Genomic DNA, 20,459 nt, shown 5'->3' with positions numbered 1-20,459 from the left:
GCTTTACTCCTGTTTTGCAAGGGTGGTGTCGGTTTGCGTAGCGGTAGTCAGTTCCGCGGCGCGGTACTGTTTATCCACGATACGCATGAAAGGCAGGTACAGCATGGCGCCAATCAGCAGGTTGATCAGCTGCATCACGCTGCCGCTCAGGTGCCCGGTGACGATAAAGCCGCTGATAACCGGCGGCAGCGTCCAGGGGATAAACACCCCGGTGGTGACGGCGACCGCACCAATTTTCATCGCCGCATACTGCACGGTGACCAGCACCAGCGGCACCAGATTGAACGGGATGAGCATGATCGGGTTCATGATCACCGGCAGGCCAAACAGGATCGGTTCGTTGATGTTAAACACCGACGCGCCCGCACCGAGGCGCGCTACTTCGCGCATGTTTTTGCTGCGGGCAAAAATCAGCATCGCAATCACCAGCGACAGCGTGGCGCCCGCGCCGCCCATCCAGATCATGTCAAAAAACTGTTCGGTGATGATGTGCGGCGGCGTCGTTCCCGCCTGGATCGCGGCGATGTTGTCGGTCTGGTTCTCCATCCACAGCGGGCGAATAATCCCGTTGATCATCGAACCGGAGTTAATGCCCACTGACCACAGAATGGTGATGCTGAATACGGTCATCAGCGCCCCGAAATAAGAGGTGCCGTAGTGGCGTACCGGGGTGGCAACCACTTCATAAATAAACTGGTGGATGGTGTGGTAGTGGGTGTTTTCAAAGATGATGCGGATAAGCAGCACCAGAATCATCACCAGCAGGGCCGGGATCAGGGCCGCGAACGACTCCTGCACCGCCGGAGGCACGCCGTCCGGCATTTTGATGACCAGCTTTTTGCGCTTCAGCCAGCAGAACAGTTCCGTCCACAGCAGGGAACCGATCATCGCCACGAACAGCCCTTTGCTGCCAATCCACTCCACCGGCATCACGGTAATGCCGCCGTTTTCCGCCACTTTGATAAAGGGCGTCAGGATCAGAAACGCGACCAGCGCCAGGATGCCGCAGGAGATGCGGTCCTCTCCATAATGCTCAGCCAGGCGGTAGGCCACCAGGAAGCTGATAAACAGCGACATGGTTGAGAACACCGCGTTAAACGGGATCTCTATAATTGCACTCCAGCTCTCACCAAAGGCCTGAGACATAAACTGCTGATAGGCCTGATTCGGGAAGGAGGAGATCACCAGCAGAATGGAGCCGACGATGATAAACGGCATGAATGACACGTAGGCGCCGCGAATGGCCCCAAGATGACGCTGCTGGGCCGTTTTCGCCGCCAGCGGCATCAGTTTTGCTTCAAGAAATCCCAGAACATTGTTCATTGTGAACTCCGTACAAGATTGAGAGGTGTTGTTTATGTTATGTCTGTGGATTATCAGTGAAGCGTGGCGAGCGAAAGGTGAAATCGGTCACAAAGCATTCGCTGCTCTGATATAAATCTCATAAGATTAGTTCCGGAGAGACGCGATGGAAATCAAACTGCATGCCAACGCCACCACCACACCGCGTATCCGTCGTTATCTTCAGCAGTCAGATAAAAGCGACAGGGAACTTGCCGTTGAGCTGGGGATCTCGGTCACCACCGTCAGGCGCTGGCGCAACCGCGACCAGGTTTCGGATAACCACACAACGCCAAAAGTGATACACAAAGCGCTGAGACAAGAGCAGGCGGCACTGATAAATGCCCTGCGGGATATCACCGGGGCACCGCTGGACGATCTGCTGCTGCTGGTGAATGACGGATTCGGGATCGCCGTTTCCCGCGCGACCCTGAACCGCTACCTCAAACCAGCTTCGGTAAAACAAAAGGGGGCGTCGTTGCAGGGCAAAAAGGCGCTGAAGGCCGGGATCATGCCGCAGAAGCTACTCCTGCATCATCAGCCGCTGTCGCTGCATATGGACGACGGTGGCGAGCAACACCTGCTCTGGGCGCGTGAACCCGTCAGCGGCTGGTGTTACGCCCGGCTTTATGCTGGCGTATCGCCGCAGTTGCTGACCCGCTGGACGAACGAGGTGCTGGCTGCCTGTCCGGCTGATATTCAATCTGTTGAGACTTTTGGGCTAGAAGTGAACTTGCCGGAGCATAACGTCATCGTAAAAGTGCATTCACAGTATTATCTCGCCCTTCAGGTCACCGTGCCGTTACGCGAAATCATTCCGCGGGTGAACAGTGAACCGATGGGAGAGCTGTTGATCCAACTGTGTGAGTTTTACAACCGGGGAAAAGCGCAGAAAAAGCTGGGAGAGCGTACGCCGCAGGCGTTTCTGGAAGCGCTGCGGCGTAACGATTAGACGATCTCGAGCACGTCTTCCGGCGGACGGCCGATACGCGCCTTGCCATTTGCCACCACAATCGGGCGCTCAATCAGCTTTGGATTGTCGACCATCGCCTGAATCAGCCGATCTTCAGTGAGAGTGGTATCGTTCAGATTGAGCGACTTATACAGATCTTCTTTCTGACGCATCAGGTCGCGTGCGCTGCCCATGTTCAGCATCTTCAGCAGCTGGCGGATAGTCTGCGCGTCCGGCGGCGTTTCCAGGTACAGCACCACTTCCGGTTCGATGCCGTTAGACTTCAGCAGGCTGAGGGTGTCTCGGCTCTTGGAGCAGCGAGGGTTATGGTAAATTTTTACCGCGTCTGTCATGACTTCTCCTTTATTACATCTTCTCGTACGGCTTAAAGCGTTGTTGCAGGCCGCGCAGCTGGTCGATTCGCGCATCGTAGCGGGCCTGTTGCAGGCTGCCAAGCTTCACCTGCGAGCTGGCGCTGCTCAGCAGGGAAATGGCCTGATCGAGACGACCCGCCAGCGCCAGACCTTCCGCACGCGCGGCCAGCTCCTGATCGCGGTTACCCAGTTGCCCCTGGGCCTGGGCGAGCAGCTCCCAGCCGTTCTGGTCATCTTTATTGTTAAAGGTGTAGCGGTTCAGAATGGTCACCGCCTCGCCGGGCTGGCCGCCCTGTAGGTAGGCGTTCGCCAGGTTAAGCTGCAATACTGGATTATTACGAAGATCTTTCGCCCCTTTCAGGCGATTAATCGCATCGGTCGCTTTTTTCTGCCCCAGATCGATATCGGTGGCGAGGTCGAGATACCACGGATTGTCAGGCGCCGCCGCCAGCAGCGGCTGTAGCGCTTTTCGCGCTTCATCGTATTTGCTGGCCTCCATCGCCTGGAGCGCCTGACCATACTGCGCCGCGTTTTTCTCGCGCACGTTGCCTTTCGCCAGCGCGTCCAGCAGATCGCTGGTGAGCTGATTACGTCCGGAGTTGTACATGCCAAGCGTTCTCACTTTGGCCATGTAGAAATCCTGCGAAGACTGCACCACGACCGGACGCATCTGGTTGGCACGGTTACGCGCATCCGAGAGGCGGCTTTCCGGCAGCGGGTGGGTCAACAGAATTTCAGGCGGGCGCGACGAGTAGCGTGCCTGGTCGAGCAGTTTTTCCAGGAAGCTCGGCATGGCCTGCGGGTCAAAGCCGGAACGCTGTAAAACCTGAATGCCGATGCGGTCTGCTTCCTGCTCATTCTGCTGGGTAAAGCTGATCATCCCCTGACGCGTCCCCGCCAGCGTCCCGGTAAGCGCCGCCATCCCGGCCTGCGGGCTGGCCATCGCCAGCAGAATAGAGCCCAGCGCGCCCACCCAGGTTAGCGGGGCGTTACGCTTCTGATCTTCCATCGCACGCGCCAGATGGCGCTGGGTGACGTGCGAAATTTCGTGCGCCATGACGGACGCCAGCTGGCTTTCGTTATCGGAATAACGGAACAACGCCGAATGCAGCACCACGTTCCCGCCAAAGAAAGCGAAGGCGTTGATTTCGTCGTTATTGATTAAATAGAAGTGGAAGGGCGTTTTTACCGAGTCGGCGTGCGCCACCAGACGCATCCCCAGGCCGTTAATGTATTGCACCAGCAAAGGGTCGTTAATCAGCGGAGCACTGCCGCGCAACTGGCGTACGTAATAATCACCCATCTGCATCTCCTGCCCGATGGAGAGCGTGCTTCCTGCCGTGGTGCCCATGTCCGGCAATGAATCGGACGAGTCAGCGAAAGCGGGCAACACCTGACCCACCGTCACGGCGGCAATCAGTGTCGCAACCAGTGTTTTTCTCAACTGCCTGAACATAACCACTGTCCTGTATGTTGGATGTGCTAATTTGACCGATGAACCCGCATAACGTTCATCTCCGCTGCTCTGCGAGTGTAGCCGTGTTAAGAGATGAAGAAAATCCCATTCATCAGGGTTTTGCGAAACCTGACAGTGAAACAAAAAGGAAAGTCTTTTTTGTGACAGTTAGATACAATTCACCGTCTCACTCCCGCCATTCGATTCAGGGAAGGGTTGTATGCTCGAAATGTTAATGCAGTGGTATCGGCGTCGGTTTAGCGACCCGGAAGCCATTGCTTTGCTGGTCATTCTGGTTGCCGGATTCGGTATCCTGTTCTTCTTTAGTGGCCTGCTGGCGCCGCTACTGGTGGCGATTGTGCTGGCGTATCTGCTGGAGTGGCCCACCGCGCGTCTGGAACATATCGGCTGTTCCCGCCGCTGGGCGACCAGCATTGTTCTGGTGCTGTTTGTCGGCATTCTGCTGCTGATGTCCTTCGTGGTGATGCCCATCGCCTGGCAACAGGGGATCTACCTGATCCGCGATATGCCCGGCATGCTGAATAAACTGTCTGATTTTGCCGCCACGCTGCCGCGCCGCTATCCTGCGCTGATGGACGCCGGGATCATCGATGCGATGGCCGAAAACATGCGCGCCCGCATCATGACCATGGGTGACTCGGTGGTGAAATACTCTCTGGCCTCGCTGGTAGGCCTGCTGACGCTGGCGGTTTACCTTGTTCTCGTGCCGCTAATGGTGTTCTTCCTGGTCAAAGATAAAGAGCAGATGCTGAACGCGGTGCGCCGCGTGCTGCCGCGCAATCGCGGTCTCGCCGGTCAGGTCTGGCAGGAGATGAACCAGCAGATCACCAACTACATTCGCGGCAAAGTGCTGGAGATGATTGTGGTGGGCGTGGCGACCTGGATTGGCTTCGTGATCTTCGGACTGAACTACTCGCTGCTGCTGGCGGTGCTGGTCGGATTCTCGGTTCTGATCCCGTATATCGGCGCGTTTGTGGTGACCATTCCGGTAGTCGGTGTGGCGCTGTTCCAGTTTGGTCTGGGTACGGAGTTCTGGAGCTGTTTCGCCGTATACCTGATTATTCAGGGACTGGACGGGAACCTGCTGGTACCGGTGCTGTTCTCAGAAGCAGTTAACCTGCATCCGCTGGTGATTATCCTGTCAGTGGTGATTTTCGGCGGGCTGTGGGGATTCTGGGGGGTATTCTTCGCCATTCCGCTGGCGACGCTGATTAAAGCCGTGGTCCACGCGTGGCCGGACGTGCCAGCGGTGGAAGAGAAGTAGATTTAGTGCGGGCTGATGCCCTCACCCCAACCCTCTCCCGCGGGGAGAGGGGGCAAACACTAAAAACGGTAGCGCATGCTACCGTTTTGCATTTACCTTGTAGCCCGGGTAAGCGCAGCGCCACCCGGCACTAAAATGATCACGCGTTCTCTTTCAGCCACTTCAACACCACGTCGTGGTGGTTGCTGGTTTTGAAATCATCAAACACGTGCTCAACTTTACAGTCAGCGTCAATCAGGAAACTGATGCGGTGAATACCGTCGTACGTTTTGCCCATAAAGGACTTCTCACCCCAGACGCCAAACTGCTCGCAAACCTGGTGGTCTTCATCGGAAAGCAGCGTGAAGTTCAGCAGCTCTTTTTCCGCAAAGCGTGACAGCTTCTCTGGCTTATCGGTGCTGATGCCCAGCACTTCCACACCGACCTTTTTCAACTCATCCATGTTGTCGCGTAGACCGCAGGCCTGTACGGTACAGCCCGGGGTCATGGCTTTCGGGTAGAAATAGACCAGAACACGCTGTCCCTGGAAGTCGGTCAAATTTACTTGCTCGCCGTCTTGATCCGGTAAGCTAAATTTCGGTGCGATATCACCGGCTTTCAGTGGGTTCATTACTCAACTCCATCCTGTTCGTGCTGCGAATAATCGACGACGCTTATACTGCCTTGCGCGTGTAATTCTGTACAGAGGGCTTTGAACGCTTGCTCGATATTTGACGCATCCTGCGAGGCAGGGCTGTGTGCGGTAATTTGAATAAACAGCGTCGGGATTGCGTTTTCATCGCCCGGCTGCGTGCGGGAAACCAGTTCGGCAATGTTCATCTGATGGCTGTCAAACAGCGCCGTAAAACGTTCAATCAGATGAGGTGAATCAGGCACTTCAACCTGTACCCAGACCGTGGCAGGCAGAGCCGGACGCGGGCGCGCGGTGGTGCGCTTCATCACAATCAGTAAATCCAGCTCTGCGCCTTTCAGCGGCAGGGTAGATTCGATGAGGGTAATGGCATTCCATGTTCCGGAAAGCAGCATGATGAACGTGAACTCTTCGCCAAGCATAGCCAGCCGGCTATCTTCGATGTTGCAGCCGCAGCTGCTCACGTGGCGAGTGATGGTATTCACGATACCCGGCCTGTCAGCACCCAGCGCAGTGATAACCAGGTAATGTTGTGATGAGGTTGTCAAACCTGTTCTTCCTTTGCGTGGTTAAGTCTTCCTAAGGAAAGCATAAAAAAAACATGCATACAACCGCCTGAGAGCCTCAGGTCGCTTGCTTTTATTACAGTTCCAAACGTAACATTGAGGCTCTTGTTCGCACAGAGGATGGCTCATGTTCACGGGAAGTATTGTCGCGCTTGTTACACCGATGGATGAAAAAGGTAATGTCTGCCGGTCAAGCATGAAGAAGCTCATTGATTACCATGTCGCCAATGGAACCTCGGCGATCGTTTCGGTAGGGACTACCGGTGAATCCGCTACGCTGAGCCACGAAGAGCACGGCGACGTTGTGATGCTGACCCTGGAACTGGCGGACGGGCGTATTCCGGTCATCGCGGGGACGGGCGCAAACGCAACGGCAGAAGCGATTAGCCTGACTCAGCGTTTTAACGACAGCGGCATTGTCGGCTGCCTGACGGTGACCCCTTATTACAACCGTCCTACTCAGGAAGGTTTGTTCCAGCATTTCAAAGCCATCGCTGAACATACTGACTTGCCACAAATTCTGTATAATGTGCCGTCCCGTACCGGTTGCGATATGCTGCCGGAAACCGTTGGCCGTCTCTCGAAAGTAAAAAATATTATCGGGATTAAAGAGGCGACAGGGAACTTAAGCCGCGTTCATCAGATCAAAGAGCTGGTTTCAGACGACTTTATCCTGTTGAGCGGTGATGATGCGACAGCGCTGGACTTTATGCAGCTCGGTGGTAATGGCGTGATTTCCGTTACGGCGAACGTGGCGGCGCGTGATATGGCTGACATGTGCAAACTGGCCGCAGCCGGTCACTTTGATGAAGCTCGCGTGATTAATCAGCGTCTGATGCCGTTGCACAATAAATTATTTGTCGAACCCAATCCGATCCCAGTGAAATGGGCATGTAAGGAGTTGGGGCTTGTAGCAACCGACACGCTGCGTCTGCCAATGACACCGATTACCGACCACGGTCGTGAAATTGTCGCTGGCGCGCTGAAGCATGCCGGTTTGCTGTAAAGTTTAGGGAGATTTGATGGCTTATTCAGTACAGAAGTCGCGCCTGGCGAAGGTTGCGGGTGTTTCGCTTGTTATGCTCCTCGCTGCCTGTAGTTCAGACTCGCGCTACAAGCGCCAGGTGAGCGGTGATGAATCCTATCTGGATGCGCCGCCGCTTGCTGAACTTCACGCGCCTGCCGGCATGATCCTGCCGATCCAGAACGGTGATTATAATATTCCGGTTACCAACGGCAGTGGCCTGGTGGGTAAAGCGCTTGATATTCGTCCGCCGGCTCAGCCTCTGGCGCTGGTGAGTGGCGCGCGCACGCAGTTTACCGGTGATACGGCCTCTCTGCTGGTGGAAAGCGCACGCGGTACCACGCTGTGGCCGCAGGTTGTGAGCATTATTCAGTCGAAAAACTATACGATTGATAAACGCGACGACGCCAGCCAGACCTTAACCACCGACTGGATTGAGTGGAACCGTCTCGATGAAGACCAGCAGTATCGTGGTCGTTATCAAGTCTCCGTTAAGCCGCAGGGTTATCAGCAGGCGGTTACCGTCAAGCTGTTGAATCTTGAGCAGGCAGGTAAACCGGTTGCCGATCCGGCCGCCATGCAGCGCTACAGCACTGAAATGCTGAACGTGATTGCCGCAGGTCTGGATAAAAACGCTACCGATGCCGCAAACGCCGCGCAGAACCGTAACGGTTCAACGTTTGATGTGCAGAGCGGTGCAGACGATACCGGCCTGCCAATGCTGGTGGTGCGTGCGCCGTTTAATCAGACCTGGCAGCGCCTGCCAGCAACGCTTGAAAAAGTGGGCATGAAGGTGACCGACAGCACCCGTTCAACGGGCAGCATCACAGCGACCTATAAGCCGCTGTCTGATAGCGCCTGGCAGGAGCTGGGGGCAAGCGATCCACAGCTGCCTTCCGGTGACTACAAAATCCAGGTTGGCGACCTCGATAACCGCAGCAGCCTGCAATTTATCGATCCGAAAGGACACACGCTGACCCAGGCGCAGAACGATGCGCTGGTCGCTGCCTTCCAGGCCGCATTCAGCAAATAATAGTGAGGGCTGGTTAATCCAGCCCTTTTTATTTTCGTGCTACGCAAACGTGTGCGTGGCATAATATGGCCAGTTTTGAATACAAATCATCACACCAGGAGTAATGAAGATGCAGAAGCAAGCTGAGTTGTATCGTGGCAAAGCGAAAACCGTATACAGCACGGAAAACCCGGATCTGTTGGTGCTCGAATTCCGCAATGATACGTCAGCAGGAGACGGCGCACGCATTGAGCAGTTCGATCGTAAGGGCATGGTGAACAACAAGTTCAACCACTTCATTATGACCAAACTGGCCGAAGCCGGTATCCCGACTCAGATGGAAGCGTTGCTGTCCGATACGGAATGTCTGGTAAAAAAACTGGATATGGTGCCGGTTGAGTGCGTGATCCGTAACCGTGCCGCAGGCTCCCTGGTGAAGCGTCTGGGCATTGAAGAGGGTATCGAACTGAATCCACCGCTGTTCGATCTGTTCCTGAAAAACGACGCCATGCATGACCCGATGGTCAACGAATCCTACTGCGAAACCTTCGGCTGGGTAAGCAAAGAGAACCTGGCGCGCATGCAGGAACTGACCTACAAAGCCAATGACGTGCTGAAAAAGCTGTTTGATGACGCGGGCCTGATCCTGGTCGACTTCAAGCTGGAGTTCGGTCTGTACAAGGGCGAAGTGGTGCTGGGCGACGAATTCTCGCCGGACGGCAGCCGCCTGTGGGACAAAGAGACGCTGGATAAAATGGACAAAGACCGTTTCCGCCAGAGTCTGGGTGGCGTGGTCGAAGCGTACGAAGCGGTTGCTCACCGTTTAGGCGTTAAGCTCGACTAAACTGCGCATTTGCCAAAGGATGTTGGCATCCTTTGGCGTCTTATCCTTGTTTACTATGGTAATCCTTTCATTAACCGCCTACGATCATAGCTATTATAAATGGAATAGTTCGAGGTGTTTATGCGCTGGCAAGGGCGTCGTGAAAGTGACAACGTAGAAGACAGACGCAGCAGTGGTGGCGGTGGTCCGTCTATGGGCGGGCCAGGTTTCCGGTTACCCAGCGGCAAGGGCGGCATTATTCTGCTGGTCGTCGTGCTGGTGGCGGGCTACTACGGCGTCGACCTGACCGGTTTGATGACCGGTGAAACCGGGCAACAGCAGCAGTATTCTCAGCGCTCCATCAGCCCGAATGAAGATGAAGCGGCGAAATTTACTTCCGTTATTCTCGCGACGACCGAAGATACCTGGGGTCAGCAGTTCGAGAAAATGGGGCGGACTTATCAGCCGCCAAAACTGGTGATGTACCGGGGCGCAACCCGCACCGGCTGCGGCACCGGGCAGTCCGTTATGGGGCCGTTCTACTGCCCGGCGGACAGCACCGTCTATATCGATCTCTCCTTCTATGACGACATGAAAAGCAAGCTGGGCGCCGACGGCGATTTTGCCCAGGGCTACGTGATCGCGCATGAAGTCGGCCACCACGTGCAGAAGCTCCTCGGTATTGAGCCTAAAGTGCGTCAGATGCAGCAGAATGCTTCTCAGGCGGAGGTGAATCGTCTGTCCGTACGCATGGAGCTTCAGGCCGACTGCTTCGCTGGCGTCTGGGGACACAGCATGCAGCAGCAGGGCGTGCTGGAAACAGGCGATCTGGAAGAGGCCCTGAATGCCGCACAGGCGATTGGTGACGATCGCTTGCAGCAGCAGAGCCAGGGGCGCGTTGTGCCAGACAGCTTTACCCATGGCACCTCGGAGCAGCGCTACAGCTGGTTTAAGCGTGGCTTCGACAGCGGCAACCCGTCGCAGTGTAATACCTTCGGCAAAGCTATGTGATGTTGGGGTTTGAACAGCTGGTCAACCAGCTTCAGCGTACCGGGCACCGCCGGCTGGTGGTGCTCAGCGGCGATGAAGCGTGGACGTTGAGCCAGGCGACCATCCTGCGCGATACGTTACCAGGAGACTGGCTGTGGCTGGAGGAAAACCCCTCTAAGACCATCAGCGGCCTGCTGGGACGTGAATACCTTCACGCCGTTTTTGACGCGCGTCGCGGGTTTGACGTCTCGGCCTTCGCCGCCCTCAGCGGGACCCTGCGCGCCGGAAGCCTTCTGATTCTGCTGGTGCCGCCGTTCTCCGTCTGGGCTAACAGGCCCGACGCGGATTCTCTACGCTGGAGCGACAGCGCCGAGCCGATCGCCACCCCGCACTTTGTTCACCACTTTTGCCGGACGCTTGACGCCGATTCAGATGCCATCGTCTGGCATCAACATCGTCCTCTGTGCCTTCCCGTTGCGCCAGTTTTACCCGCCTGGCAGCCCGCCAGCGGTGAACCGCAGCGCGAGCAAGCTGAGATCCTCGACGCTCTTCTGACCATGCCTGCGGGCGTGGCCGCCGTGACGGCACCGCGCGGACGCGGAAAGTCCGCCCTGGCGGGCATGTTGCTCAACGGCATTCAGGGGAGTGCAGTCGTGACGGCACCGGCAAAAGGGGCGACGGATGTCATCGCGCGTTTCGCCGGGGAACATTTTCACTTTATGGCCCCGGATGCGCTGCTGGCCTCCACAACAGAAGCTGACTGGCTGATTGTCGATGAGGCGGCCGCCATCCCCGGCCCGCTGCTGGAGAAGCTGGCGTCGCGCTTTCCCCGCGTGTTGCTGACCACCACGGTGCAGGGTTATGAAGGCACGGGCAGGGGATTCCTGCTGAAGTTCTGCGCCCGGTTCAGCGGGCTGCGGCGTTATACCTTATCCACGCCAGTTCGCTGGGCTGCCGGATGTCCCCTTGAGCGGATAGTGGCGAACGCGCTGCTGTTCGACGATGCGCTTATCGATCGCAAACCGGAAGGCGAGGTACGTTTAACGTCGCTGGAGCCCGGGATGTGGGAGAGCGATCCGACGCGCGGGGCAGGCGTGTATGAACTGCTTTGCGCCGCGCACTACCGGACGTCACCCCTCGATTTACGCCGGATGATGGACGCCCCCGGCCAGCACTTTGCTGTTGCTCAGGCGGGCGCGGAGATCGCGGGCGCGCTCTGGCTGGTGGAGGAGGGGGGATTACCCCCTGCACTTAGCCGCGCAGTCTGGGCGGGCTTTCGTCGGCCGCGTGGAAATCTGGTGGCGCAGTCGCTGGCAGCGCACGGCGGCTCGCCGCTCGCGGCGACGCTGAAAGGCCGACGCGTCAGCCGCATTGCGGTTCATCCCCATCGCCAGCGGGAAGGCATCGGCCAGCGGCTGATCCGCAGTGCCAGCGGAGAAGATTATCTCTCGGTCAGCTTTGGCTATACCGACGAGCTGTGGCGTTTCTGGCGGCAGTGCGGGTTTGTGCTGGTGCGAATGGGCAGCCACCGGGAAGCCAGCAGCGGGTGCTATACGGCGATGGCGTTGCTGCCGCTGAGCGAGGCGGGGCATCAGCTCTGCGAACAGGCGCATCAGCGGTTATGTCGTGATATGCGCGTCCTGTCGGCCTGGAATGGCGAAAAGATCCCGGTGACGGATGCATGGGAAGCTACCCTTAATAGTGACGACTGGCTGGAGCTGGCGGGGTTTGCCTTTGCTCACCGGGCGTTTTCAACTTCGGTTGCGGCGCTGACGCGGTTGTTGTTAGCCGTGGACATGCCGCTCCCGGCGCTGCGGGGGAAAATGGAAGGGAATACGCACGATTTCGGGCGCAAAGCGTTGCTGGCGAAGCTACGCGAGGAAACCGCTCACGCGCTTGAAAGGCTTGATTACTCCCGTAGCCAGCAGCTGAAAGCCGACATTTTGCAATGGCAATTTTTTCAATGACTTCTTCAGTAAAGTGGCATGGTCATTACCCCGCAGAGGCGTAAAATCCTGCTTACCAATTAAGGAGATCGCCATGAAACATGACCATTTTGTTGTGCAAAGCCCGGATACACCTGCTAAACAGCTCCTGCTTCTGTTTCATGGCGTGGGCGACAATGCCGTCAATATGGGACAGATTGGCAGCTGGTTTGCACCCGTTTTCCCACAGGCGCTGATCGTCAGCATCGGCGGCGTGGAGCCGTGCGGTCCGGACGGGCGGCAGTGGTTTTCCGTCGAGGGCGTGACGGAGGAGAATCGTCAGGCGCGTATTGATGCCGCTATGCCAGCCTTTATCGATACCGTGCGTTACTGGCAGCAGCAGAGCGGCGTAGGCGCCGACGCAACGGCGCTGATTGGCTTCTCTCAGGGCTCAATCATGTCGCTGGAAAGCGTAAAAGCGCAGCCCGGACTGGTGTCCCGCGTGATTGCCTTTAACGGGCGTTTTGCGACGTTACCGCAAAGCGCGACCACGCAGACCACGATCCATCTCATTCATGGAGGGGAAGACCGGGTAATTGAGCTTTCGCATGCGGTTGCTGCCCAGGAGACGCTGATGCGCGAGGGCGGAGATGTGACGCTGGATATCGTAGACGATCTGGGGCATGCCATTGACGATCGCAGCATGCAGTTCGCGCTCGATCATCTGCGTTATACCGTACCGAAGCACTACTTTGATGAAGCGCTCAGCGGCGGTAAGCCGAATGACGATGATATCGTCGAGTTTATGTGAGGTGTCCCCCTCTCTTTAGGGAGAGGGGAAACAGAGCGATTACTTCTTCTGGTCCTTCTTCGGCCAGTCGTCTTCATCGTCCCACTTGTCGTTAAAATCACGGTGCGGCGGAAGATCCGGTTTGTTGGCAAGGAACTTTTTGTGGTCAACGCGCTTGAGATCTTTAATCACGTTAAGCAGCACGCCTACCAGAAATACCAACACCAGAATCCACCAGTACTTTGAAAGCCAGTCCATTCGCTAATCCTCTTTAAGCACCCGTCAGGCGACGAGCTGCTCCATAATACGTTGATACATGCGGGCCAGCAGTTGTAAATCGGCAGCGTTCACGCATTCATTGATTTTGTGAATCGTCGCGTTAACCGGACCCAGTTCGACAACCTGTGCGCCCATGCGGGCGATAAAGCGTCCGTCAGACGTGCCGCCCGTTGTCAGCAGTTGTGGCTTAATTTCATTATAGTGCGCAATGGCGTTCACCACCGCATCCACCAGTTTACCGCGCTGCGTCAGGAACGGCTGGCCAGACAGCCACCAGTCGAGGGTATAGCGCAGCTGATATTTCTCGAGCAGCGCAATCACGCGCGCTTTGATCATCTCGTCGGTCAGTTCGGTGCTGAAGCGGAAGTTAAACTGGACGAAGAGATCGCCGGGAATGACGTTGTTGCTGCCGGTGCCAGCCTTGATGTTGGCTATCTGCATGCTGGTTGGCGGGAAAAATTCGTTGCCTTTATCCCATTCAATGCCTACCAGTTCGTTCAGCATCGGCGCGGCGCGGTGTACCGGGTTCTCCGCCAGGTGCGGATAGGCAACGTGGCCCTGCACGCCATGAATAGTCAAATTACAGGTCAGGGATCCACGGCGGCCATTTTTCACCACATCGCCAACCACTTCGGTGCTGGACGGTTCGCCCACCAGACAGTAGTCCAGACGTTCATTGCGCGCCATCAGCGCCTCAACGACCTTCACGGTGCCGTTGTGGGCGCTGGCTTCTTCATCGGAGGTAATCAAAAACGCAAGACGGTTTTTATGGTTCGGATGCTGGGCGACGAAACGCTCTGCCGCCACGACCATCGCAGCCAGAGAACCTTTCATGTCCGCAGCGCCGCGTCCGAAAAGCATGCCGTCGCGGATGGTCGGCTCAAAAGGCGGGTTGATCCAGCGGTCTGCGTCGCCTGCGGGAACTACGTCAGTATGTCCGGCAAACGCCAGCGTCTCTCCCTGACCGCGCCATGCCCAGAAGTTCTGCGTATCGCCAAAATCCATATGCTCCACGGTAAAACCGATGGCACGGAGGCGCTCAATCATTAATGCCTGACAACCTGCGTCGTCCGGGCTAAGGGAAGGACGGCGAATAAGCTGCTGAGTCAGCTCAATGACCGGGCATGACATAGACTACACCTCAACGAATAAATCTGAATAAAGGGTTTCACTGAAACCCAGCAGCATAGGCTGACCTGGCTTGCAGAGCAATGGGCGTTTGATGATTGCCGGCATTTCAAGCATCAGTTTGGCTGCGCTGTCGGCGTCGTTGATCGTGGTCCGGAGAGATTCATCCAGTTTTCGCCAGGTGGTCCCGCGGGTATTCAGTAGCGCTTCCCACCCCAGTTCGTTGATGGCGGAATGGAGAAACGCGGGGTCAAGCCCGTCGGCACGGTAATCGTGGAAGCGATAGTCGATGTTGTGTGCTTCCAGCCAGCGGCGGGCTTTTTTAATCGTGTCGCAATTCTTAATGCCGTACATCACAATCATAGTGAATCCTTTTGTTCTTTTGTGGATTAAATGTTCAATATTTTCGAAGATATATCCTTAAGTGGAATATAACACATTCGGAATTTTTCGGGATTTACAATTCTCCATAATTCAACGAACAGCTGTAAGCTGAATAGTCTTTCATCTTTTAAGCATAGTTGTCCACCCTGTTTAAATTGCCAATAAACTCAGGGGGAAATTAAAAATGCTGTCATTTTTCCGACTATTTCAAAATATTGCTGTAGGTCACATAAAATTTACCCGACAACGCTCATAGTGATCCTAAACCTACCAGCACAGCGGGGCTCAATCACAGCAATCGGTTAAAGTGGCTTCACAATGATGATACGTTTTCGTAGAATGCACATAATAATAAGAGAGGTTGTTATGATTGAACGTGAACTGGGGAACTGGAAAGATTTTATCGAAGGCATGCTTCGTAAATGAATTTCCGGTAAGAAATGCAAGAGCACTTAATTAACTAAAATAACCATAGTGTGAAAGAATCACACAATAAAAAGGCGGCCTGTAAAGCCGCCTTTTTTATTTCAACGTGTTATTCCGGCTTATCCTTCAGCGGGAAACGACGGCGTACCAGCACAAAGAACAGCGGTACGAAATAGATAGCCAGAATCGTCGCCGAAATCATTCCCCCCATAACGCCCGTTCCCACCGCGTGCTGGCTGCTGGAGCCTGCGCCGGAGCTGGTGGCCATCGGCAGGACGCCAAACACAAACGCCAGAGAAGTCATCAGGATCGGGCGCAGGCGCTGACGACAGGCGTGCAGCGTGGCGGCCATCAGTTCGTGACCTTTGGCATTCATCTCATTGGCAAATTCGACGATCAGAATGGCGTTTTTCGCCGACAATCCGATTACGGTGAGGAGTCCGACCTGGAAATAGACATCATTTTCCAGGCCGCGCATCCAGGTTGCCAGCAGCGCTCCGATGACCCCGAGAGGTACCACCAGCATCACCGAGAACGGCACTGACCAGCTTTCATACAGCGCCGCCAGACAGAGGAACACTACCAGCAGCGAAAGGGCATACAGGGCAGGCGCCTGAGCGCCGGAAAGCCGTTCCTGGTAGGACATCGCTGTCCACTCCAGGCCAAAGCCGGTCGGTAACTGCTGAACCAGTTTTTCCATAATGTCCATTGCGGTACCGGTACTGACGCCCGGCGCGGCTTCACCAACAATCTCCAGCGCCGAATAGCCGTTGTAACGCTCCAGACGCGGTGAACCGGTCTCCCAGCGTGACGTCGCAAATGCCGAGAACGGCACCATGCCGCCGGTGTTATTGCGCACATACCAGCGGTTGATATCGTCCGGCAGCATGCGGTATTTGGCGGCAGACTGAACGTAGACCTTCTTCACGCGGCCGCGATCCATAAAGTCATTCACGTAGCTTGAGCCCCATGCCGTTTGCAGGGTGTCGTTAATGTCGTCGATGGAGACGCCCAGCGCCTGCGCTTTACGCTGGTCAATATCCACCTGTAGCTGGGGACTGTCATCCAGACCGTTATGACGAACGCGGGTAAGCTGCGGATCTTTCCCGGCCAGCTCCAGCAGCTTGTCGCGAGCAGCCATCAACGCGTCATGCCCGGCACCCGCGTGATCCTGAAGCTCCATATCAAACCCGGCTGAGCTGCCCAGGCCGCTGATGGCGGGCGGGCTGCTGGCGAAAACGCGCGCTTCCTTGATTTTGTTGAACGCTTTGGTTGCACGTTCAATGATGGCAAAGGAGGAGCCGGTATCGCTGTCGCGCTGGTCCCAGTCTTTCAGGCGCACAAACATACGCGCCACGTTCTGCCCGTTACCGCCAGGGCCAGAGCCGACGGTGGAGAAGACGGAGACCACGTTGTCTTTCTCCTGAGTATGGAAGTAGTTCTCAACCTTCTGCACCACTTTCAGGGTCTGCTGCTGGGTCGAGCCGCTGGGTAACTGTACGGAGGTGATAAACATGCCGCGATCTTCCAGCGGCAGGAACGAGGTTGGCAGCCGCAGGAACAGGAAGACCATGCCGCCGAGCAGCAGGACATAAACCACCATCCAGCGCACGCTGCGGTGCAGTACTTTACCCACGCCCGCTTCATAGCGCGCCGCATTGCGGTTAAACATGCGGTTAAACCAGCCGAAGAAGCCTTTTTGACCGTGGTGTTCGCCCTTATGCAGCGGTTTCAGCAGCGTCGCGCACAGGGCAGGGGTAAGGATCATCGCCACCAGTACGGAGAGCACCATTGCAGAGACGATGGTGATCGAGAACTGGCGATAAATCGCGCCCGTGGTGCCGCCAAAAAACGCCATCGGGATAAATACCGCCGACAGCACCATGGCGATACCGACCAGCGCGCCCTGAATTTGTCCCATCGATTTGCGCGTGGCCTCGCGGGGCGAAAGCCCTTCCTCGCTCATGATGCGCTCAACGTTTTCCACCACCACGATGGCATCATCCACCAGCAGACCGATGGCCAGCACCATGGCGAACATGGTCAGGGTGTTGATGCTGTAACCGAAGGCATACAGCACCGCAAAGGTACCCAGCAGCACCACCGGCACCGCAATAGTGGGGATCAGCGTAGCGCGGAAGTTTTGCAGGAACAGGTACATCACGAGGAACACCAGCGCGATAGCTTCGAGCAGGGTTTTCACCACATCTTCGATGGAGGCTTTTACGAACGAGGTGGTTTCGTAGGCGACTTTGTACTCCAGTCCGTGCGGGAAGAAATGCGACAGCTCATCCAGACGCTCTAGCACCCGCTGCGCGGTCGCCATTTCGTTGGCGCCGGAGGCCAGTTTCACCCCCAGCCCGGACGCGGCATTGCCGTTGAAGCGGCTCAGGTAGTCATATTTTTCCGCCCCCATTTCCACGGTGGCGACATCCCCCAGACGCACTTCCGAACCGTCCTGATTCACGCGTAGCGTGATATTGCGGAACTGTTCAGGTGTCTGGAGCAGCGACTGGGAGTTGATGGTGGCGTTAAGCGCCTGGTTGTCCACGGACGGCGTACCGCCGAGCTGCCCCACGGCAATCTGGGCGTTCTGCGATTCGATAGCGTCGGTGACATCTTTGGCGGTCATCTGCACGCTGTTCAGCTTGTTGGGATCCAGCCAGATACGCATGGAGTACTGCGAGCCGTAGGCGTCGATATCACCCACGCCGTTGATACGGCTGAGCGGGTCCTGAATATTACTGGCGACGTAGTCCGCGATGTCCTGCTTATCCATTGAGCCATCGGTTGAAACAAACGCGATGGTCAAAATATTGGTGTCACCGGTTTTACGCACGGTCACCCCCTGGTTCTGCACTGCCTGAGGCAGTTTACGCAGGGCCGATTGCAGCTGGTTTTGCACCTGCTGCACCGCTTCATCCGGATCCGTGCCCGCCGTAAAGCTCAGGGTTACCGTCGCCTGGCCCGTGGCGCTGCTCTGTGAGGACATGTACATCAGGTTATCGAGACCCGTCATGTTCTGCTCGATAACCTGGGTGACGGTATTTTCCAGCGTCTGTGCCGAGGCGCCAGGGTAGTTCGCCGTGATACGCACGTTGGGGGGCGCGAGGTCAGGGTATTGCTCAACAGGAAGGGACGTAATCGCCAGGACACCCGTCAGACACAACAGGATTGCAAGCACCCAGGCAAAAATGGGGCGATCGATGAAAAAATTCGCCATTAAAGTGTGACCTCGTTTTGCTGCACGTCATTATTGTTTATTGCCCGCCTAACTTTAGCGGTAAGGCCCAGGTCAAACGTGGAGAAATAAAGGAGATAATGTAAATTATCATGCGCTTTTTTCAGCGCGCCTTCTTTCTCGCTATTTTTCAGCCTGGGCCGCAGGCGTCTGGAACGTTACGCTGACCTGTGTCCCGCCCTGTGGCGGCTGAGAAAAGTGTAATGTCCCGCCGAGCCGTCCCGCGCGTTCGCGCATGATATTCAGCCCGTAATGCCCCGGCGGTTCACTGGCGTCGCCGATACCAATGCCGTTGTCGCGGATCGTGACCGTGTGAGTGCCGTCCGCGATGGTGACGCAGCTGACCACAATCTCGCTGGCGTCGGCATGTTTAATCGCATTCAGCACTGCCTCACGCACAATCTGTAAGAGGTGCACCTGTTTTTGTGCGTCCAGCGCCAGCGATGAGAGACGGCAGTCGAGCACCAGCTTCGCGCGGGTCTGGCTTTGCAACCCGTCGAGAGACTCCTGTAGCGCGGCAGGAAGATTGGCGTGATTGAGCGTCAGGCGGAAGGTGGTGAGCAGCTCGCGTAGCTGATGCCAGGCATTATTCAGCTCGCGGGAGAAGTCCGTAATGATGGTCTGCGCCGGAGCATTGTCGCCGGGCACGGCATGCTTCAGCAGCGTAAGCTGAATACGCAAATAGGAGAGCACCTGCGCCAGCGAATCATGCAGCTCGCGCGCGATGGTGGCGCGCTCCTCCATCAGCAGCAACTGCTGATAATGTTTCTGCGCCTGATTAAAATAGAGCCCCCGGCCCAGCATCGTCGCCACGCTTTCCATGAGCGGCAGCGGAACATCCCCGGTCGCGCTTTGCCAGCGCAGTTCGCCGTACAGGGTGTCCTGCATTAACACCGGTAAATTGTGCATTTTCTCGCCCGGGGACTCCTGTCCTTCGTAAAGCTGCCAGTCGTCACTGGTGCGCAATTGCAGGTAATTCATCTGCGTATAGTCATGCACAATCTGCAAAATATGCCGGAAACAGTGGCTGTCTATCTGCCCGGTATTCAACGCCTGTGAGCATTTAAACAGCATTTCGAGCTGCTGATGCGCTTCATTCAGGTGGCGGGTTTTTTCAGCAACGGAGCGCTCAAGTGAACGGTACAGGGTGTGTAATTCCGCCGACATATGGTTGAAGGCGCGGGAAAGCTGGCCCAGCTCGTTGGGAAGCGTAGTATCCGGCGCGGGAGTGTCGAATTGCCCCTGTTCGATACGCTCGCTCGCCGCCACCAGATTATTCAGCGGCAGCACAACCTGACGGCGGATGCGCCGCAGGGTCACCACCGCCAGCAGCAGGATGCCCAGGCCACCCGTCAGCGACATGAAAATCACCAGCTGAATTTTATGTTCGGTGTAGTGCTGTAGCGCCAGCACAAAGGCATCTATCCGGCCCACGAAATCCTCTATGTGGTTCTGATACCATCCGGTATCGCCGCTGGCGATGCGCGTGTCCATCTCCTGCCAGCCAAGGTGCAACTGCTGGTAACGCTGTTTGACGTCCTCTGGCACATACCAGCGGTTTAGCTTCTGCAACGCAGGCGCGCTCAGCGTTTTTTGCCAGACCGCGCGGTGCTCTGCCAGCGATGGGCCGGCGCGCTGCATTTCGTAGCCCAGGCGGTAGCTCTGCATACGCAGCGAGCCGGCGATGTTAATCGCCTCGGCGTCGCGCTGGCTGCTGGCGAGTGTGACCAGCGCAATGGCGCTGATCAGAACGGACAAGACAATCATCGAAAAGAAAGCCCGAGCCAGGCTTCCCGATACGGGGCGTTTAACGGTCACTCATCAGCTTCCTG

Annotated in this window: 19 protein-coding genes; 9 read left to right on the top strand and 10 right to left on the bottom strand. The window is 56.5% G+C overall.

Annotated elements, in window-relative coordinates; translation table 11 throughout:
• Nucleotides 1-3: 3 nt before the first annotated feature.
• Complete coding sequence (gene celB, locus L379_RS07240) at nt 4-1,323, bottom strand: PTS cellobiose transporter subunit IIC (RefSeq protein ID WP_015572194.1); 1,320 nt, start codon at nt 1,321-1,323, stop codon at nt 4-6.
• A 145-nt stretch (nt 1,324-1,468) separates the two neighbouring features.
• On the opposite strand from celB, the gene L379_RS07245 reads away from it, so the two are divergent.
• Nucleotides 1,469-2,293, top strand: a complete 825-nt coding sequence (locus L379_RS07245; RefSeq protein ID WP_032654416.1) for a homeodomain-like domain protein — start codon at nt 1,469-1,471, stop codon at nt 2,291-2,293.
• On the opposite strand, the gene arsC is transcribed toward L379_RS07245, so the two are convergent.
• Nucleotides 2,290-2,646, bottom strand: coding sequence for an arsenate reductase (glutaredoxin) (gene arsC / locus L379_RS07250; protein ID WP_015572196.1), 357 nt, complete (start codon nt 2,644-2,646; stop codon nt 2,290-2,292). The genes L379_RS07245 and arsC overlap by 4 nt on opposite strands.
• A 13-nt stretch (nt 2,647-2,659) precedes the next feature.
• Entirely contained in the window at nt 2,660-4,123 is a 1,464-nt protein-coding gene (gene bepA / locus L379_RS07255; RefSeq protein WP_015572197.1) for a beta-barrel assembly-enhancing protease, read from the bottom strand.
• A 220-nt stretch (nt 4,124-4,343) separates the two neighbouring features.
• On the opposite strand from bepA, the gene L379_RS07260 reads away from it, so the two are divergent.
• Nucleotides 4,344-5,408 carry an AI-2E family transporter gene (locus L379_RS07260; protein ID WP_003860546.1) on the top strand — a complete coding sequence of 355 codons (1,065 nt, stop codon included), beginning with the start codon at nt 4,344-4,346 and terminating at the stop codon, nt 5,406-5,408.
• A gap of 139 nt (nt 5,409-5,547) precedes the next feature.
• Here the strand turns inward: L379_RS07260 and bcp are convergent, their stop codons facing one another.
• Nucleotides 5,548-6,018: a thioredoxin-dependent thiol peroxidase gene (gene bcp / locus L379_RS07265; RefSeq protein WP_032654413.1), complete on the bottom strand. Its 471-nt coding sequence runs from the start codon at nt 6,016-6,018 to the stop codon at nt 5,548-5,550.
• Nucleotides 6,018-6,587 (bottom strand): glycine cleavage system transcriptional repressor, encoded by a 570-nt coding sequence (locus tag L379_RS07270; RefSeq protein ID WP_000213743.1) that lies wholly within the window; start codon nt 6,585-6,587, stop codon nt 6,018-6,020. Before L379_RS07270 ends, bcp begins: the two co-directional genes overlap by 1 nt.
• 145 nt (nt 6,588-6,732) lie before the next feature.
• On the opposite strand from L379_RS07270, the gene dapA reads away from it, so the two are divergent.
• From dapA to ypfH, 6 genes are all read left to right on the top strand, one after another.
• Nucleotides 6,733-7,611 (top strand): 4-hydroxy-tetrahydrodipicolinate synthase, encoded by an 879-nt coding sequence (gene dapA, locus L379_RS07275; RefSeq protein ID WP_003860542.1) that lies wholly within the window; start codon nt 6,733-6,735, stop codon nt 7,609-7,611.
• A gap of 16 nt (nt 7,612-7,627) precedes the next feature.
• The gene (bamC, locus tag L379_RS07280; protein WP_032654411.1) at nt 7,628-8,662 is read left to right on the top strand and encodes an outer membrane protein assembly factor BamC; all 1,035 of its coding nucleotides are present in this window, start codon (nt 7,628-7,630) and stop codon (nt 8,660-8,662) included.
• Nucleotides 8,663-8,771: 109 nt separating this feature from the next.
• On the top strand, nt 8,772-9,485 hold the full coding sequence (gene purC / locus L379_RS07285; RefSeq protein WP_001171626.1) for a phosphoribosylaminoimidazolesuccinocarboxamide synthase: 714 nt from the start codon (nt 8,772-8,774) through the stop codon (nt 9,483-9,485).
• A 120-nt stretch (nt 9,486-9,605) separates the two neighbouring features.
• Nucleotides 9,606-10,475 (top strand): KPN_02809 family neutral zinc metallopeptidase, encoded by an 870-nt coding sequence (locus L379_RS07290; protein ID WP_001303362.1) that lies wholly within the window; start codon nt 9,606-9,608, stop codon nt 10,473-10,475.
• Entirely contained in the window at nt 10,475-12,421 is a 1,947-nt protein-coding gene (locus tag L379_RS07295) for a tRNA(Met) cytidine acetyltransferase TmcA (protein WP_032654409.1), read from the top strand. Before L379_RS07290 ends, L379_RS07295 begins: the two co-directional genes overlap by 1 nt.
• Before the next feature lie 73 nt (nt 12,422-12,494).
• On the top strand, nt 12,495-13,190 hold the full coding sequence (ypfH, locus tag L379_RS07300; protein WP_032654407.1) for an esterase: 696 nt from the start codon (nt 12,495-12,497) through the stop codon (nt 13,188-13,190).
• A 39-nt stretch (nt 13,191-13,229) separates the two neighbouring features.
• On the opposite strand, the gene L379_RS07305 is transcribed toward ypfH, so the two are convergent.
• Genes L379_RS07305 through L379_RS07315 form a run of 3 tightly spaced genes read right to left on the bottom strand, consistent with a single transcriptional unit; the run spans nt 13,230 to nt 14,939 of the window.
• Nucleotides 13,230-13,427 (bottom strand): YpfN family protein, encoded by a 198-nt coding sequence (locus L379_RS07305; protein WP_000383991.1) that lies wholly within the window; start codon nt 13,425-13,427, stop codon nt 13,230-13,232.
• 24 nt (nt 13,428-13,451) lie between these two features.
• Nucleotides 13,452-14,579, bottom strand: a complete 1,128-nt coding sequence (gene dapE, locus L379_RS07310) for a succinyl-diaminopimelate desuccinylase (protein WP_032654405.1) — start codon at nt 14,577-14,579, stop codon at nt 13,452-13,454.
• 3 nt (nt 14,580-14,582) lie between these two features.
• Complete coding sequence (locus tag L379_RS07315; RefSeq protein ID WP_017383495.1) at nt 14,583-14,939, bottom strand: ArsC family reductase; 357 nt, start codon at nt 14,937-14,939, stop codon at nt 14,583-14,585.
• A gap of 387 nt (nt 14,940-15,326) precedes the next feature.
• Between L379_RS07315 and ypfM the strand changes: the two genes are divergently transcribed.
• Nucleotides 15,327-15,386 carry a protein YpfM gene (ypfM, locus tag L379_RS25925; RefSeq protein ID WP_015572204.1) on the top strand — a complete coding sequence of 20 codons (60 nt, stop codon included), beginning with the start codon at nt 15,327-15,329 and terminating at the stop codon, nt 15,384-15,386.
• 109 nt (nt 15,387-15,495) lie between these two features.
• On the opposite strand, the gene acrD is transcribed toward ypfM, so the two are convergent.
• Complete coding sequence (acrD, locus tag L379_RS07320) at nt 15,496-18,609, bottom strand: multidrug efflux RND transporter permease AcrD (protein ID WP_017383494.1); 3,114 nt, start codon at nt 18,607-18,609, stop codon at nt 15,496-15,498.
• Between the two features lie 141 nt (nt 18,610-18,750).
• Nucleotides 18,751-20,445 carry a nitrate/nitrite two-component system sensor histidine kinase NarQ gene (narQ, locus tag L379_RS07325; RefSeq protein ID WP_023304187.1) on the bottom strand — a complete coding sequence of 565 codons (1,695 nt, stop codon included), beginning with the start codon at nt 20,443-20,445 and terminating at the stop codon, nt 18,751-18,753.
• Between the last annotated feature and the right edge of the window lie 14 nt (nt 20,446-20,459).

This window comes from Enterobacter sp. MGH 33 (genome assembly GCF_000534535.1).
In the GTDB taxonomy this organism is placed as follows: domain Bacteria; phylum Pseudomonadota; class Gammaproteobacteria; order Enterobacterales; family Enterobacteriaceae; genus Enterobacter; species Enterobacter hormaechei_C.
This window is presented reverse-complemented; position numbering and strand designations above follow the sequence as displayed.

Coding starts and splice junctions, on each gene's coding strand:
- dapE (WP_032654405.1), bottom strand. CDS start 14,579: ATGTCATGCCCGGTCATTGAGCTGACTCAGCAGCTTATTCGCCGTCCT.
- celB (WP_015572194.1), bottom strand. CDS start 1,323: ATGAACAATGTTCTGGGATTTCTTGAAGCAAAACTGATGCCGCTGGCG.
- L379_RS07260 (WP_003860546.1), top strand. CDS start 4,344: ATGCTCGAAATGTTAATGCAGTGGTATCGGCGTCGGTTTAGCGACCCG.
- L379_RS07290 (WP_001303362.1), top strand. CDS start 9,606: ATGCGCTGGCAAGGGCGTCGTGAAAGTGACAACGTAGAAGACAGACGC.
- L379_RS07315 (WP_017383495.1), bottom strand. CDS start 14,939: ATGATTGTGATGTACGGCATTAAGAATTGCGACACGATTAAAAAAGCC.
- acrD (WP_017383494.1), bottom strand. CDS start 18,609: ATGGCGAATTTTTTCATCGATCGCCCCATTTTTGCCTGGGTGCTTGCA.
- dapA (WP_003860542.1), top strand. CDS start 6,733: ATGTTCACGGGAAGTATTGTCGCGCTTGTTACACCGATGGATGAAAAA.
- bamC (WP_032654411.1), top strand. CDS start 7,628: ATGGCTTATTCAGTACAGAAGTCGCGCCTGGCGAAGGTTGCGGGTGTT.
- L379_RS07295 (WP_032654409.1), top strand. CDS start 10,475: ATGTTGGGGTTTGAACAGCTGGTCAACCAGCTTCAGCGTACCGGGCAC.
- arsC (WP_015572196.1), bottom strand. CDS start 2,646: ATGACAGACGCGGTAAAAATTTACCATAACCCTCGCTGCTCCAAGAGC.
- bcp (WP_032654413.1), bottom strand. CDS start 6,018: ATGAACCCACTGAAAGCCGGTGATATCGCACCGAAATTTAGCTTACCG.
- L379_RS07305 (WP_000383991.1), bottom strand. CDS start 13,427: ATGGACTGGCTTTCAAAGTACTGGTGGATTCTGGTGTTGGTATTTCTG.
- L379_RS07245 (WP_032654416.1), top strand. CDS start 1,469: ATGGAAATCAAACTGCATGCCAACGCCACCACCACACCGCGTATCCGT.
- purC (WP_001171626.1), top strand. CDS start 8,772: ATGCAGAAGCAAGCTGAGTTGTATCGTGGCAAAGCGAAAACCGTATAC.
- bepA (WP_015572197.1), bottom strand. CDS start 4,123: ATGTTCAGGCAGTTGAGAAAAACACTGGTTGCGACACTGATTGCCGCC.
- ypfH (WP_032654407.1), top strand. CDS start 12,495: ATGAAACATGACCATTTTGTTGTGCAAAGCCCGGATACACCTGCTAAA.